The sequence below is a fragment of the Marinoscillum sp. 108 genome (assembly GCF_902506655.1).
In the GTDB taxonomy this organism is placed as follows: Bacteria; Bacteroidota; Bacteroidia; order Cytophagales; family Cyclobacteriaceae; genus Marinoscillum; species Marinoscillum luteum.
The window spans coordinates 1,688,003-1,704,953 of record NZ_LR734808.1; the positions used below are offsets into that span (position 1 = coordinate 1,688,003).

General features: G+C 47.0%; 9 protein-coding genes. 3 read left to right on the forward strand and 6 right to left on the reverse strand.

The genetic code is table 11. From position 1 onward, the window contains the following. Positions 1-84: 84 nt before the first annotated feature. The 3 genes from GV030_RS07070 to GV030_RS07080 form a co-directional block, all read right to left on the reverse strand. Positions 85-975 (reverse strand): flavin reductase family protein, encoded by an 891-nt coding sequence (locus GV030_RS07070; protein WP_159581209.1) that lies wholly within the window; start codon positions 973-975, stop codon positions 85-87. A gap of 4 nt (positions 976-979) precedes the next feature. Continuing rightward, positions 980-2,251, reverse strand: coding sequence for a fumarylacetoacetase (gene fahA, locus GV030_RS07075; protein ID WP_159581211.1), 1,272 nt, complete (start codon positions 2,249-2,251; stop codon positions 980-982). A gap of 71 nt (positions 2,252-2,322) precedes the next feature. Continuing rightward, complete coding sequence (locus GV030_RS07080) at positions 2,323-3,459, reverse strand: hypothetical protein (RefSeq protein ID WP_159581213.1); 1,137 nt, start codon at positions 3,457-3,459, stop codon at positions 2,323-2,325. A gap of 200 nt (positions 3,460-3,659) precedes the next feature. Between GV030_RS07080 and GV030_RS07085 the strand changes: the two genes are divergently transcribed. The 3 genes from GV030_RS07085 to GV030_RS07095 all read left to right on the forward strand — a co-directional run bounded on the left by GV030_RS07085 (position 3,660) and on the right by GV030_RS07095 (position 13,742). Further along, positions 3,660-6,341, forward strand: a complete 2,682-nt coding sequence (locus GV030_RS07085) for a valine--tRNA ligase (protein WP_159581215.1) — start codon at positions 3,660-3,662, stop codon at positions 6,339-6,341. Positions 6,342-6,478: 137 nt separating this feature from the next. Next, positions 6,479-8,641 carry an ATP-binding protein gene (locus tag GV030_RS07090; RefSeq protein WP_159581217.1) on the forward strand — a complete coding sequence of 721 codons (2,163 nt, stop codon included), beginning with the start codon at positions 6,479-6,481 and terminating at the stop codon, positions 8,639-8,641. Positions 8,642-8,756: 115 nt separating this feature from the next. Next, positions 8,757-13,742, forward strand: a complete 4,986-nt coding sequence (locus tag GV030_RS07095) for a T9SS type A sorting domain-containing protein (protein WP_159581219.1) — start codon at positions 8,757-8,759, stop codon at positions 13,740-13,742. A gap of 1 nt (position 13,743) precedes the next feature. Here GV030_RS07095 and GV030_RS07100 read toward each other — a convergent pair whose 3' ends face one another. The 3 genes from GV030_RS07100 to GV030_RS07110 are packed head-to-tail and all read right to left on the reverse strand — an operon-like array spanning position 13,744 to position 16,938. Next, the gene (locus tag GV030_RS07100; RefSeq protein WP_255465194.1) at positions 13,744-14,970 is read right to left on the reverse strand and encodes an alanine dehydrogenase; all 1,227 of its coding nucleotides are present in this window, start codon (positions 14,968-14,970) and stop codon (positions 13,744-13,746) included. Next, positions 14,960-15,388 (reverse strand): tRNA (adenosine(37)-N6)-threonylcarbamoyltransferase complex ATPase subunit type 1 TsaE, encoded by a 429-nt coding sequence (gene tsaE / locus GV030_RS07105; protein WP_159581221.1) that lies wholly within the window; start codon positions 15,386-15,388, stop codon positions 14,960-14,962. The genes GV030_RS07100 and tsaE overlap by 11 nt, the downstream gene beginning before the upstream one ends. Continuing rightward, positions 15,385-16,938 carry a bifunctional response regulator/alkaline phosphatase family protein gene (locus GV030_RS07110; RefSeq protein ID WP_159581223.1) on the reverse strand — a complete coding sequence of 518 codons (1,554 nt, stop codon included), beginning with the start codon at positions 16,936-16,938 and terminating at the stop codon, positions 15,385-15,387. Before GV030_RS07110 ends, tsaE begins: the two co-directional genes overlap by 4 nt. Positions 16,939-16,951 lie beyond the last annotated feature (13 nt).

Sequence of the window (16,951 nt, forward strand, 5' to 3'; positions counted from 1 at the left end):
CTACCTAATAAGGGGTAAATCCACCAAGATCAATGTGTTAATCACATGGTGAGGGGCAAAAACTTTCAAAAAGCCCACTCTGGCTTAGTATTCCTGCAAAAGGACCTTCCATGCAGCCAGTGGATCACCTGCATCCAGATGCTGGGCTGCAAGCTTATGAAGCTCCTCCTGAATGCGATCGGGCTCATGGTCTACATACTGGAGAATCGCACTCACTTCGGGTTCATTGGCAAAATCATTCACCTCCTGCTCGGAGGGTATGCTTTCGACATTTCCAAGCTTACCCAGGTGATTACCTGTGAGTACTTTGCTGTTTCTAATGCTCTTCGGTATGTTATCAACTCCCATTCCTTTGGTTTTAATTGGTTTTACTACTTCGAAAAGTGCGTCTCCCTGAGCCCTGCAGTACCAATCACCCCCCATACGGGAGACAGCATCCAATTTAAAAGGATCAATTTTACTATTCAAGAAAATATCGTCTGAAATGTGCGCAAGTTGCACCTCACAGATCACCAGATTGCCGGCACCACCATTTTCACCCAAAGGTTTCACCTCGATCACCTTACACTCATATGCGGCAGGAGCCTCCCCCACCCGTGGCGGGCGTACAGTGTCTGAAGCCATGGCGGTCAGGCCTGATTTTATAAATTCATCCACTCCACGGTCATACTCTGAGCTGGCCAGCGACATCTGCTCCACCATGCTGTAGTTTACAATACTGATGGTCACCTCAGGCACCTCCAATACATTCTCCAGGGTGTGCTTGGTGGAATTGTCCCGAGCCCTCCTGGCAGGTGAAAAGACCAATATCGGAGGGTTGGCGCTGAACACATTGAAAAAAGAAAAAGGACTCAGGTTGACGTGCCCCTCTTTGTCCACCGTACTGGCAAAAGCGATGGGCCTGGGGGCTATAGTCCCCAACAGGAGTTGATGAAACTCAGGAACGGAGACGTCAGAAGGTTTGATCTTTGCCATGGTCCTAAAGTGTAGGTAAAACTTTGTTTCTTACTTCACCGAAGCCTATGCGCACACCATCCTTTTCAGCATATCCGCGCATGATCACCGTGTCACCATCGTGGATAAATTTACGCTCTGTACCGTCCGGCATTGCAATGGGCTTGGTTCCCATCCAGGCCAGTTCCAGCATGCTTCCGTAAGCTTCCGGGGTAGGTCCACTGATGGTTCCGCTTGCATATAAATCTCCAACGTTGATGTTACAACCGTTCGCAGTGTGGTGTGCCAGCTGCTGATTCACGTTCCAGTACATGTGCTTAAAATTGGAATGCGACACCTGCTTTTCTTCTGATCCTTCCGGCTGAATAAACACCTTGAGGTTTACATCAAAATTCTTTCTGTCTGCCAGCTCCAGGTAAGGAAGTACCTGCGGGTCCTGCACCGGACCAGGCACCTGAAATGGCTCCAAAGCATCCATGGTAACTATCCATGGTGAGACTGATGAGAAGAAATTCTTGGCTAAAAAGGGGCCCAGCGGAACATACTCCCACTTCTGCACATCCCTGGCCGACCAGTCATTGAAGAGTACAAAACCAAAAATATACTCATCGGCTTCAGCCACTGGAATAGAGGCACCCAATGGGTTGGCCTTTCCGGTGATAAAACCCATCTCCAATTCAAAATCGAGTCTTTTGGTGGGACCAAAAGCCGGAGCCTGGGCATCAGGAGCAATGGTCTGTCCTTTGGGCCGATGAAAGTCGGTACCCGAAACGGCAATGCTGCTAGCCCGGCCATGATAGCCTACGGGAATGTGCTTCCAGTTGGGCATGAGGGCGTTATCCGGGTTACGAAACATGCAACCTACGTTGTAAGCATGCTGTTCGCTGGAGTAGAAATCGGTGTAGTCTCCAATATGTACCGGCAACAGCATTTGCACCTGATCCATGGGAATAAAGACGGAAGACCGAACGGCTTCATTATGCTGAAGCTCAGTATTAGAGACTTCCAGTAAGTCAGAAAGCCTCTCTCTTACCTTACGGGTGGTTTCTTTTCCCAGCCCTATGAATTCATTGAGTGTATTTTTAGAAAACACCTCTTTGGGCAGCGAAAGTCCATCGAAGTATCCCAAATCGTAAAGGGTTTTCAGGTCGATGACAAAATCACCAATGGCAGAGGCCGCACCGGTGTGATCATCTCCGTTTTTGAAAATACCAAAAGGCAGATTCTGAATGGGGAAGTCAGAATCTGCCTTGGTGGGTATCCATGATTTCAATTGGGGGTTGTTAGCTTTTATCATGCTATCCTGTTGTTTGTTTGAATTAACAGATGCAATGATATAAGGTTACAATGCCTTATCAAAAAAGCCGTTTAGAAATTACCCTGTGCAACTAAAATGGCTTCCAAAATACCGTTGGGAAGTTCAAATCCTGCAAAGAACACACCCACTCCAAAGACTTTGTGCTGGTCACGAATGACAGTGAGCGCTAAGGGAAGAAAACTCACGGACATCATGCTATAAAACAGGGCGAAGAGAATAATAAGGATCACCAGCAGTGCGTAATTGTCTGTGAAATAAATACCTGCCACCACTGCAAAGGAGGCCAGAATACTCAGCAAGATGGTGAAATAAATAGACCGGCTCTCTGTAAACTTACTCAGCGGAAGGGACAAGATGGCCACCATTGCCAGGATTACCGATACGGCGCCATTACCCGATATCCCAAAGAAATGGAAGTTCTTCGCCTCAAACCAATCAGGAAACATATTGAATAGCAAAGTAGTAGCAAGGCCCAAAGCAATCCCCAACACGAATGCATAGGTATAGTCAGATTTGGCCAGCTCCGTCTTCTTGGGGACATCCACCATTATTTTGGTGTTTTTCTTCATCAAAAGCCCACTAAAAAACACGGCTACACCACCGGCTACAAAGGTCAGAGGAGCGCCCAGGAAATCGATAATATCTACAATAATGGGCTCTATAGAGTACAACAACCCGTAGACAATGGTTAGCATCGCCATGGCCGTTGGTAGTTTCTTCACGGGAACGAAGAGCTCGATAGTAGAAATAGCGGGACTGGTAAAAAGCGCCATGGAAAACAACCAAAGGGTAATCAGTCCCGGCAGGATCCATTTGAAAACAGGCCCTGGTTCAGTATATAAGGTAAAAGCTGTAGCCATGAAAATCATGGCAGCAAAACTCACACCCGCTGAAATGATCGGAAGACGTTTACCCGCCTTACCACGAAATCTGTCTCCCAGACGTCCGGCAATCATCGGTGTAATGACCATAATGATCCCCTGCACCACAAATAAGAATAAAGTAAGGTCAGTGAAATTGTATGCTTCGAGAAGCTTGGGCTGGTAGTTGTAATATGCAATCCAGCCAATAATGACTGAGGCATAAAGCAATGTGAGGCTCAGTAGCTGTTTCCACATCACATCTTTTGTTTCCTCTTGTCTGGCCTGTGAATTTGAACGGTGGGTAATCGCAGGGTTAGTGATCATATCTTTTTAAAATAGGTTGATTGATTCAGTTTTTTAAAAGATTCCATTTGCAGAATCTGCCTAACGTACGTAACATAAAGAATTATCGGATTTAGTTTGTTCAAAAATATTTTCATGGCGTAGAACCCGGTTTCTCCTTCCAATTAAAGAATTAACTTTGCGCTCTTTAAATCATATATCAAAATATTCGACACTTCTCGATGGAGATTTCTACTAAATACGACCCGGCACAAACAGAAGACAAATGGTATAGCCATTGGATGGAAAAAGGTTTTTTCAAAGCCAAGGTAAATCCTGAAAAAGAACCTTACTCCATTGTGATTCCCCCTCCCAACGTCACAGGTGTGCTCCACATGGGTCATATGCTCAACAACACCATCCAGGATGTCCTCATCAGAAAGGCACGAATGGAAGGTAAAGAAGCCTGCTGGGTACCTGGTACAGACCATGCCTCCATCGCTACAGAAGCTAAAGTAGTGGCCATGCTTCGTGAAAAAGGCATTAAAAAGAGTGACTTGTCTCGCGATGAATTTCTCAAATATGCCTGGGAATGGAAAGAAAAATATGGAGGCATCATCCTGGAGCAACTCAAAAAACTGGGAGCTTCCTGCGACTGGGACCGCACCTCTTTCACCATGGATGAAGGCTACTACAAAGCCGTGATCTCGGTATTTAATGACCTCTATAAGAAAGGATTTATTTACCGGGGCCTTAGAATGATCAACTGGGACTGTGAGGCCAAGACTGCCCTTTCCAATGAAGAAGTGATCTACAAAGAGGGCGGCGAACATGCCACACTCTATTATGTGAAATACAAAATTGCTGGTTCTGATGATTTCGTGACGATCGCCACGGTGCGCCCTGAAACCATCCTGGGTGATGCAGCCATTGCTGTCAACCCCAAGGATGAGCGTCATGCTCATCTCATTGGCCAAAAGGCCATTGTGCCGTTTGTCAACCGTGAGATTCCGATCATCGGGGACGACTATGTGGAGCTGGACTTTGGTACAGGCTGCCTGAAGGTAACTCCGGCCCACGACCCCAATGACTATGAAATAGGTCAGCGCCATGGACTGGAGGTGATAGACACCATCAACCTGGATGGCACCCTCAATGAAAACTGTGGCATCGACAAGTTTGTGGGCGTGGATCGGTTTGTGGTGAGAAAGCAAATCGTAAAAGACCTGAAAGCCGCTGAGTTTCTGCTCAAGGAAGAGGATTTCGTCACCAGAATAGGTCGCTCCGAGCGTACCAACACCGTGGTGGAGCCCAAGCTTTCCCTGCAGTGGTTCATCAAAATGAAAGAAATCTCCCGCACCGCCCACAAGGTGGTGATGGAAGACGAAATACTTCTCTATCCACCAAAGTTTAAGAACACCTACAACCACTGGATGGAGAATGTACGTGACTGGTGTATCTCCCGACAGCTATGGTGGGGACAGAGAATCCCCGCTTATTACTATGACGAAGGGGAAGAGGACTATGTAGTGGCTGAGTCGCTGGAAGAAGCGGTGATCCTGGCCTGCGAAAAGTCCGGAAAGCAACTGACTGCATCAGACCTAAAGCAAGATGAAGATGTATTGGATACCTGGGCCTCCTCGTGGTTGTTTCCTCTGGCGGTGTTTGATGGTTTCAATGAGAACTGCTTTGATAAAGAAACTGGTAAGGTGATCAACGGCAAAAACGCTGAGCTGGACTACTTCTACCCTACCGACACGCTGGTGACCGCCCCCGAGATTCTATTTTTCTGGGTAGCCAGAATGATCATTGCCGGCTATGAGTACAAGGGTGACAAACCCTTCAAAAATGTATATTTAACCGGTATAGTACGTGACAAACAGCGAAGGAAAATGTCCAAGTCGCTGGGTAATTCCCCAGATCCATTGGATCTCATCAAGCAATATGGAGCAGATGGTGTTCGCACCGGGATGCTCTTCTCCTCTCCTGCCGGAAATGATCTGCTTTTTGACGAAAAGCTGGTGGAGCAAGGTCGAAATTTCTCTAACAAACTTTGGAATGCCTTCCGCCTGGTGAAAGGGTGGAATACAGTGGATCAGCCTCAAAGTGAGGAAAACGCCCTGGCGGCGAAATGGTTTGAGAGTCGTTTCTATGCCGCCAAAGAGGAGCTGGAGGATCACTTCTCCAAGTATCGCCTTTCTGACGCCCTCATGACAGCCTACAAGCTGGTGTGGAATGACTTCTGCAGCTGGTACCTCGAATGGATCAAGCCGGGATTTGAGCAGCCCATAGATCAGAAGACCTATGATCAGACCATCGCCTTTTTTGAGCTGGTGGTGAAGACGCTGCACCCGTTTATGCCTTTCATCACCGAAGAAATCTGGCACACCATACAGGAGCGTGACGAAAACGATTGTCTGATCAAAGCGGCATGGCCTGAAAGTAAGCCTTTTGACAAAAGTGTGTTGACTTCAGGTGATTTGTTATTTGAAATCACCACCAACATCAGGAACCTGCGCAATAGCAAAGGGCTCTCTCCGAAAGAAGAACTTGCCCTGATGGTCAATACCTCCGACCATGCACTTTTCGAACAGATTTCTGCTTCGGTTCAGAAAATGGCTAATGTGTCATCCCTGGACTTCACGGAAGAAAAACCGGACAACTGCTTCAGCTTTGTAGTACAGTCGCATGAGTTATTTGTGCCGGTGACTGAGCAAATCGATGTGGAAGCTGAACGCAAGAAGCTAACAGAAGAGCTGGGGTATACGATAGGGTTCAAAAATTCGGTAGAGAAAAAACTCAGCAATGAACGTTTCGTGAGCGGAGCACCTGAGCAGGTGGTAGCCATGGAAAAGAAAAAGCTGGCAGATGCTGAAGCCAAAATTGCGTCATTAGAGGCTAGCATAGCGTCTCTGGGTAGATAGGACAAATGTTAATCATCCGTAGAGAAAGAGGAGCCACACTGAAGTGTGGCCCCTCTTTGTTTTATCAATCCATTTGAGGATTAATCATGATATTTGACCTTGCATATACTGTTTTCGCCTGAAACCCACATGCATCCATGGTCAACCAACTATTGAAATACTTTCTACCCGACAGACTCGACACGTCCGATTGGGTGGTATCCAGCAAAGCCAAGTACCTCATTTATGGCCACATGGTCACCGTGCTCACCGGTGTGTTGGGAATGATTGTAAACATCAGTCCATTTGACCGGCAACCCTTTTTTATTGATTTAGGACTGATTTCCCTGATGATTGGAAACCTCTTTCTCCTCAAATGGAGTTTCAGACTTTGCAGGTTCAATTTCCACCTGATCACCTGGAGCATCATTTTTGTGCTGGCCACTTTTATCAATCCCCTCTTTTCCTACGAATATTACTTTTTGATCTGGTCAGTTTCAGCCGTCATGCTATTCACCAGCAAACTGAAAATTTATTTCTTCTTCGTAGCAGGCCTTGTTTCTTTTCATCTCCCAAAACTGATCAACCAGCAGGTAGATGCAGAATTTAACTACAACCCTGTTTTTCTTTTTCTAATGCTATTGCTCATTTTTCAGGTTTTTTATGCCACCAACCAATATTACCTGAGCGTGATCAATAGGAAGAATCAGCAACTGGAGCACGACAAAGAACTGATCACCAGACAATCTGAGCAGATTAAGGAAGTAAATGCTCTGCAGACGCGTTTTTTCACCAACATCTCTCACGAAATCCGAACCCCGCTTACCCTCATTTCCGGACCTGTGCGCCAGTTGATAGACTTTGGCAACAACCTCACCGACGAACAGCTTAAACAACTAAGGCTTGCTGATCAAAATGGGAAACGCCTGATGAATCTGGTGGAACAAATCCTGGACATCTCTAAACTGGAAGCAGGAGTCTTGCCCCTCCACATGGCTCAGGCAGACTTGAGCGCTTTTGTTAGAGGAATAGCCAGCTCATTTGAAGCCCTGAGTGAGGTCAAGAAAATAGACCTGATTGTGGAAACACCCGAGGAGCCTACCCAGGTGTGGTTTGACAAGGACAGCATTGAGAAAATCTTGATCAACCTCATTGGGAATGCCTTCAAATTTTCTTCTGATGGAGGACGCATCATAGTGCGACTGGAAACCAACAGTCACGAACAGGCCGTTCTAACCGTGGCGGACACAGGACGTGGCATTTCTGAAGATCAGCTCGCGCACATTTTTGAGCGGTTTTATCATACCGAGAGCGACCTGCAAGGGAGCTCTGGCATTGGGCTGAGTATTGTAAAGGCTCTGGTGGATCGTCTGAATGGCTCCGTCGAAGTGAAAAGCACATCAGGTTCCGGTTCAACCTTCAAGATCACCTTGCCTGCTGGAAAGCATGACTTCCCTGAAGCAAGTATCCAAGAACAAACCGAAGTTAACCACCAGACATCCCCCGTGGCGCTTGGCACTGATGATGCAAGCAGCCCTGTCTTGCACCAACCCGCTGAGGCCGACCGATTACTTATCATCGATGATAACGAGGAGATCCGTGCTTATCTGACGGATCTCCTGAAGGGCACCTACCATATTTTCACTGCCGAAACGGGTAAACAGGGTATAGACGTGGCTTTGCAGCAACTTCCCGACCTGATCCTTTGTGATGTGATGATGCCCGAAAAAGATGGAATAGAAGTCACCAGGATCCTAAAGACCCATGAACTTACCAGTCATATCCCTATCGTACTGCTTACCGCAAAGGGGGACTCATCCAGCAAGGTGAAGGGATTGGAATCTACTGCAGATGATTACGTGGTGAAACCTTTTGACAGAAAAGAACTGATGGCCAGGATTTCCACGCTGCTGATCAACCGCAGAAAGATCCGAAATAAATTTTCCAATACGTTCATCACAAAAGCTGACGACCTGGACGTACCATCACTTGACAAACAGTTTCTCAATAAAGTGCTCGGCCTCATGGAAGAGCATCTGGCTGATGACACCTTTACAGTAGAAAAACTCGGTGAGCTCATTGGCATGAGCAGGAGCCAGCTCCACCGCAAGCTCACAGCCATCATTGGGCAGTCTCCAAAGAAAATGATCAAAACCATGCGACTGCAAAGGGCGCTCGACCTGCTGAAAAAGCAAGCTGGAAATGTGTCCGAAATCGCCTATATGACCGGTTTCTCCAGTCCGGGATATTTCGCATCTTCCTTCCGGGAGGAGTTCGGAATCACCCCTGGAGAGGTGGGCAAAAAAACGATCAATTCTTAGGCAAATTCTGATAAATACCCCTTTTGCTACAAAAACGGAAGTCTTTGCAACAAAACTGACACCCACCCCACCATGATCTTCAGAGGTTTGTCTTACCAAACCAAATAGCCAGATTATGAAATACTCAGTACTTGTTGTTAGCGTATTGATCGCTCTCAATTTTTCCACAGCACAAACCTTCACAAAATCAGAAAGCCTCTCTTCCGCACTCACGGATATCGGATTCAGCAACATCGCCTGGGGGGACTACGACCAGGATGGAGACGAAGACCTGGTGATCAATGGAATTTCTAATGCAGGAAATACCTGCGAAATATACCGAAACGAGGGCGGAACACTGCTGAATATCGAAGCAGAAATCGCCCCATTCTATAGAGGATCTATGGACTGGGGCGATTTTGACGGAGACGGTGACCTTGACCTCCTGATTACCGGAATGAGTGACAATGGGCCTTTGTCTATCATCTATCAGAACACTAACGGTGTTTTTCAGGACATTGAAGCCAACCTCATTCCGATTGGACAAACCGGATACAGTGATGCCCGATGGGGTGACTATGACGCAGATGGTGATTTGGACATAGCGATGAGCGGTAGCAATATCGACTTTGAGAATGACGCCTATATCTATAGAAATGACAATGGTGTATTTGTGGATACAGAGACCAACCTGGAACAAATCGCTGGCACGGTCCATTGGATTGACTATGACCTGGATGGTGATCTTGATTTGTTCATCAGCGGCGATGGGTATTTTAACATAGAGGCTCGATTGTATCAATATAACAATGGCACATTCACAGACACAGAGTTTGCTTTCACTGGCCTTACAAATGCCTATCAGGATTGGGCAGACTATGATGGGGATGGAGATCCTGACCTCCTCATTTCCGGGCAAACAGTGGATTTGGATGTGGTTTGCTTCATTTACAGAAATGACATCAGCAACTTTATCAATATAGAAGCAACCATTACAGGCACCTTATTTGGCTCCGTCCAGTGGGGTGATTTTGATGCAGATGATGACCTGGACATCCTGATCGCCGGCGACACCACCGGTCAGGGAACCTCCATCGCCAGAATTTACGAAAACATTAACGGCACTTTTTATGCGTTGAGCGAAGAATTTCCCCTCACCTACTACGGTGAAGTAAAATGGGCAGATTATGACAATGATTTTGACCTGGACGTACTCATCACCGGCCTGAGTGAGGAATTTTCAGCCCCCTTTTCCGAGTTTTGGGTGAACAGCACCGACCCTAACTTTGGTCCGGATTCCCTTCACCTCAGCAACCTTAAAGTCAATCTATCTGCAGGAGAAAACACCCTCATAGGTGATTTATCAAGCCACGACCTCAACGCCTCCGACGTACTCACCTTTAGCCTTGTGTACGATGCGCAAGCGTCCGGAGTCTACAATGGCGCATTTCACATTTCCGAAAATCAACTGTATGTAAACAATACACGCAATATGTGGGCCGGTACCTTCCCGATCATCATAGGTGTGAGTGATGGGGAGCTTACACTTACAGATACCTTCAACATTCAGGTGGTTGACGACATAATACCCATTGATGAGTTTGTTCTGGATAGTGCCAACTCCGCTATGCTTCCCAACCTCTTCTTCAGCGAAGCAGATTGGGGTGACTATGATGGGGATGGAGACATGGATCTGGTAATCACCGGAACGCCAGCCACTACCAGCATATACCGGAATGATGAGGGTGTATTCACCAATATAGAAGCCGGACTGGAAATGGCGGAAGATGGCCCCGTCAGATGGGGTGATTTTGATGGAGATGGAGACCTTGATCTGGCAGTGGGCGGCTCGAGTAAAATATATCGAAATGATGAAGGCACCTTTGTAGACATAGAAGCCAACATAGTTGAAGTTTCATCCGGGGCTATGGCCTGGGGCGATTACGACGGAGATGGGGATCTGGACCTGGCGCTATCGGGCATCACAGCGTCTAGCGATAAAATAAGTAAAATATACCGTAACGATGACGGCATCTTCGTGGACACTGATAGTCCCCTCACCGGAGTATCCTATGGAGACCTGGCCTGGGGCGATTATGATAATGACGGTGATCTGGACCTGGCACTATCTGGTGACGGGCGGTTTATTCTTTACACCATCATTTACCTCAATACTGACAACACCTTTTCTGAAACAATAAGCCTGGAGGGCCTCTCTGAGTCTGCCTTGAACTGGGGCGACTATGATAACGATGGCGACCTGGACCTGCTCGCTGCTGGCAGAAACATTGATCTAACCCCCCGAACCATCATCTATCAAAACCAGAATAACACTTTCGTGGACACAGAGGCAATCCTTCCGGGCGTGAGCTTTGGACATGCCGAATGGGGAGATTATGACCATGATGGTGACCTTGATATCCTCCTGGTAGGTGATACTGGCAACTCCGAGTACATCTCCACTGTACTAAGAAATGACGGTGATGGCTTCACTGATACCCAAGCCTATCTACCCCAAGTGACCTTCGGTGTTGCCAAATGGGCCGATGTGGATGGCGACAGTGACCTGGACGTGCTAGTCACCGGGCTAAATGAAATCAGCTCGGACTTTGCACTCACCCAATACTGGCTCAATACCATCAACCCTAACCGTAGCCCCAGTGCCCTCAGGCTGTCAGATACAATCGTATTGCAGTCATCGGGAGAAAATACTCAAGTGGGTCTTCTAAGCACAGAAGATGCTGACGCAGATAACCTGCACACTTACACCCTGATAGAGGGTGAAGGCAGTACGCATAACTCACTGTTCAAAATTCAAGAAAATGCCCTAATCATCCTGAATGCTCATCTGGCGGCTGGTGAATATTTTATCCGCATTCAGGTTAGTGATAGCGGCGGGGGAACATTCGAAAATACCTTAGTAGTGGCGGTAATAGACGATGTTCCCCCAATTCTTATTCCTTCGGACACCCTGTTCTACCTGGATCAAACAGGGGCAGTTACGCTCACAGCCAATAACATAGCAGGAGAAAGCTATGACCCCTATTCAGGAACCATAACCATGAGCATGGAACGGGGAAACTTTTACTGTGAAGACGTGGGCCCGCAGGAAGTCAGCATTTCGGCCACTGACGCCCATGGTAACACCACCAGTGAGCAGGTTACTATCAGCATTGCCGATACCTTAAGTCCAAAAGTGCAGGATGGTGCGCTCACTTTATATCTGAATGCTGCTGGTGCCGCCATCATCACTTCGGATCAGTCTATGGCCCTTGTTTCTGACAACTGTGGTATTATGAGCACCAGTGTCAGCCAATCCGAATTCAGCTGTGAAAACCTGGGTACTCAGGAAATTACCGTTACCACTGAAGACCACAGTGGTAACTCCACACAGGCACCTATACAGGTAACCCTACTTGATACCCTGGCCCCTATTGCTTCGCTGAAAACAGCCACAGTGGAGCTGAAAGCCGATGGACTGACCACAATGACATTTGCAGACCTGGACAACGGAAGCCTGGACAATTGCGGTATTGAAAGCTCAATCCTGAGTAAGGACACTTTCACCTGTGAGGATCTCGGTGAAAATCAAATCACCATAACGCTGGAGGATGCCAGCGGGAATGTAACCACAGCCACCACACTGGTGACCGTGACTGACCCAGCGGCCCCTGTAGCTCACTTGCAAGAGCTCACTCTAGACCTAAATGATCTTGGAACCGTAACTATCTCAAGCGAGGACATTGATGATGGCAGCACCGATAATTGCGGTATTGAAAGCTTTATCCTTAGTAAGGACACTTTCACCTGTGAGGATCTTGGCGAAAATGAAATCACCGTGACGCTGGAAGATGCCAGCGGGAATGTGACCACAGCCACCACACTGGTGACCGTGACTGACCCAGCGGCCCCCGTAGCTCACCTGAAAGAACTCACCCTAGACCTAAATGATCTGGGAACCGTAAGTATCTCAAGCGAGGACATTGATGATGGCAGCACCGATAATTGCGGCATTGAAAGCTTTATCCTCAGTAAGAACACTTTCACCTGTGAGGATCTCGGTAAAAATCAAATCACCATAACGCTGGAGGATGCCAGCGGGAATGTAACCACAGCCACCACACTGGTGAATGTGACCGATCAAATGGCTCCTGCAGCTCACCTGAAAGAACTCACCCTAGACCTAAATGATCTGGGAACCGTAACTATCTCAAGCGAGGACATTGACGATGGCAGCATCGATAATTGCGGCATTGAAAGTTTTGTCCTCAGTAAGGACACTTTCACCTGTGAGGATCTTGGCGAAAATGAAATCACCGTGACGCTGGAAGATGCCAGCGGGAATGTGACCACAGCCACCACACTGGTGACCGTGACTGACCCAGCGGCCCCCGTAGCTCACCTGAAAGAACTCACCCTAGACCTAAATGATCTGGGAACCGTAAGTATCTCAAGCGAGGACATTGATGATGGCAGCACCGATAATTGCGGCATTGAAAGCTTTATCCTCAGTAAGAACACTTTCACCTGTGAGGATTTAGGAAATAATGAAGTGGTAATCACCCTCACGGACAAAGATGGTAATACTACTGTAGGTAGCACCATTGTTACCATTCTGGATCGCACTGCCCCCACAGCCATTCTTCAAGGTCTTACTATCCAGCTAGATCCCCTGGGCACAGCCATCCTCACCCCCGAAGCGGTGGATAATGGAAGTTCGGACAATTGCGGTTTGGATCAGATAAAACTCTCTAAAGAAACTTTTGGGTGTGATGACATTGGCACCCAGGAGATCACGGTAACCCTGACTGATTTATCGGGGAATGAGACCTCTGAAGTAGTGAATATCATAGTAGTAGGAAACTGTGATCCCCTACATATGGTTGGTGAATTGGAAATGAGTATTTGGCCTAATCCGGCTGATCAGCTTCTGAGGGTATCGCTCAGGAAAGACTATATCTCTCATACGCTGAGGCTGTCAGATGTATCAGGAAAGACAATAGCCAATTTCCCTATCAGTCAGGAACTGATGGAGCTTGACATTTCAGCGTTGAACCCGGGAATATATTTCATCTCTATTCAAGGCAGAGGTGCTCAACTTATCAAATTCATCAAGCGCTAAATCAGAACCTGGCGGCCATCAGCAAGTTCAGGTCTTTATAGCCCAAATTGAACTTGCGAGCCAGGTGAATATTGCAAATGCTACCACGATAGGTATAAACCCCTCGCATAAACCAGGGGTGGTTGAAGATCATTTCATCCACCCCTCCTGCGTCTGCCACGTGCAACAGAATAGGTGTGAAAATATTTGAAATGGCTATGGAAGCTGTACGTGATACCCTGGAAGCAATGTTGGGCACGCAGTAGTGGATCACGTCGTGTTTCTTGAAGGTCGGTTTTTTGTGGCTGGTCATCTCGCTGGTTTCGATACAGCCTCCCTGATCAATGCTCACGTCTATTATGACCGAACCGGATTTCATCTTAGCCACAATCTCTTCCGTGATGACACACTTATTTCTACCCTTTTCGGCACGTATGGCGCCTATTACCACATCCGCTTTGCTAATGGCGCCCTCCAGTGTAGCATTGTCAATCGTAGACGTATGAATCTGTTGCCCAAGAGCATGCTTGATTCGCCTCAGTTTATAAATATGATTGTCAAAAATCTGGATATCCACACCGAGCCCTATGGAAGCTCTGGCGGCATATTCTGCCACGGTACCTGCACCCAGGATGACCACCTGAGTTGGCGGCACACCTGTGATCCCACCCAGGATCACCCCTTGCCCACCATTGGTATTGCTGAGCAATTCTGCCGCGATAAGCATCACCGCACTACCGGCTATCTCGCTCATGGCCCGCACAAGCGGAAGCCCCCCTACTTTGTCTTCGATGAACTCGTAGGCAATGGCAGTGATCTTCTTTGCATTGAGTGCATGAATATATTCTACTGATTGGCGACCCGACTGAAATGCGGAAATGATGGTAGCTCCATCATTGAGGTATTCTATTTCCTCCAGTGTGGGCGGCTCCACTTTCAAAATGATATTGGCTTTAAAAACCTCCTTGGCGGAGTTTACAATTTTAGCACCAGCTTCACTATACTCTCTGTCTGAATAATGCGCGGACTTCCCCGCTCCTGCTTCTACCCAGATTTCGTGTCCGTTGGCAGCCAGCACCTCCACTGACTCTGGTTTGAGGGTCACTCTGCTCTCCTGTAGCGAAATCTCCTTAGGTACCCCTATAAACAATGATTTTGATCCTCTCTTAATCTTTGCAGGTGCCTCTTGTGGGTACATGCTCCGCTCACGGGCTAATTCCGCAAAACCCGATTTCATTTTATCCGCCATGTGAAGCTATGGTTATTTCACGTCCATTGTCTCCCACTAATTTAATACTTATTTCAAGGTGATTTTCAGGTATCAATTCTTTTATCATCTCCGGCCACTCTATCAGACAAATATCTCCTGAATAAAAATATTCATCCACTCCGATATCGAGCGCTTCCTGCAGCTTTTCTATCCGATAAAAATCAAAATGATAAATGGGGTCATCCTCCATGTCCCGGTATTCATTCACAATGGAAAAAGTAGGTGAACTCATGGGATCCTGTACACCAAGACGCTCACAGATCACCTTGATGAGGGTGGTCTTACCAGCTCCCATCTCTCCATTGAAACAGACGATGCGTTGCGCTGTGAGTAGTGGCAGCAATGCATCCGCCACAGCATTCAACTCCCCTTCTTCACTAATTAAAATTGTTTTCATTTAGGTGCCAGCTCTACCAAAGGTATGATCATCTCCTCCATGCTCACCCCACCATGCTGGAAGGTGTCTTTATAGAAGTTGACGTAGTAATTGTAATTATTTGGATAGGCAAAGAAAAAATCTTCGCGCGCAAATGCAAAGGCTGTGCTCACGTTTACTTTTGGCAACCTGAATTCATCGGGGTCTCTGGTGAATAGTACTCCCTTCTCTTCAAAGGCAAGATTTCGCCCGGCTTTATACCGCAGGTTGGTATTGGTGTTTCTGTCACCCACTATTTTATAGGGCTTTTTCACCCTGATGGTCCCATGATCCGTGGTGATCACCACCTTCACATCTTTACCGGATAAGTAGCGCAAAAGGTCATAAAGCGATGAATGTGAGAACCACGACTTGGTGATAGACCGATACGCTGATTCATCTGGAGCCAGCTCTCGGATCATCTGCATATCTGTACGGGCATGCGACAGCATGTCTACAAAATTGAATACAATAGCGTTGAAGTCATTTTTCATCAGGTTTTTGACATTGTCCGTGAGGTTCTTACCATCACTGGCCTTGATGATCTTGTGATAGCTGGCTTTTACCTGAAGACGCTCTTTCTCCAGATTTTTCATTAACAACTGCTCCTCATAGAGGTTCTTTCCATCCTCATCATCTTCACCCACCCACAGGTCGGGATGATTTTTGGCAATATCCAGAGGCATCTGTCCTGCAAAAAGGGCATTTCTGGCGTAAGCCGTAGTAGTTGGCAATATAGAATAGTAGTAGTCTTTGTTCACAATATTGAATAACTCCGATATTTCGGGTTCCAATATTTCCCATTGATCAAATCTGAGATTATCTATGACGATGAGGAAAACCGGCTTTTCACTTTTCAGTAAAGGGAATACCTTCTTCTTGAGTACCTGATGAGAAAGCAAAGGCCTGTCCACATCAGGATCGGTGATCCAATCGCGATAGTTGTCCACGATGAAGTCAGAAAACCGCTGATTGGCCTCCGAGCGCTGAGTATTCAGCACCTCCAACATACTTTTATCATCTGTACTATCAATCTCCAGATCCCAGTACACCAGCTTTCTGTAGAGATCTGCCCACCCCTCAAAATCATCCAGATCCTGCACTGTCATGCTCAACTTCTGAAATTCCTGCTGATAGCTTTGGTTGGTATGCTCAGATACGATGCGCTTATTGTCCAGAATTTTCTTGACCGAGAGGAGTATTTGATTCGGGTTCAGTGGTTTGATCAGGTAATCGGCTATTTTCGCACCGATGGCCTCCTCCATGATGTGTTCTTCTTCACTTTTGGTGATCATGACCACTGGCAGGTTCGGGTGCGTGGATTTAATGTAATTGAGGGTTTCCAGACCGGACATCCCTGGCATATTTTCATCTAAAAAAACCAAATCGAAGGTGTGATGATCTATTTCCTCCAGTGCATCCGATCCGCTATTGACCGGAGTGATCTCAAATCCTTTGTTACTTAAAAAAAGGATGTGTGGCTTGAGGAGATCTATTTCATCATCAGCCCATAAAATTCTATATTTCTGCATTCATCTATTTTTG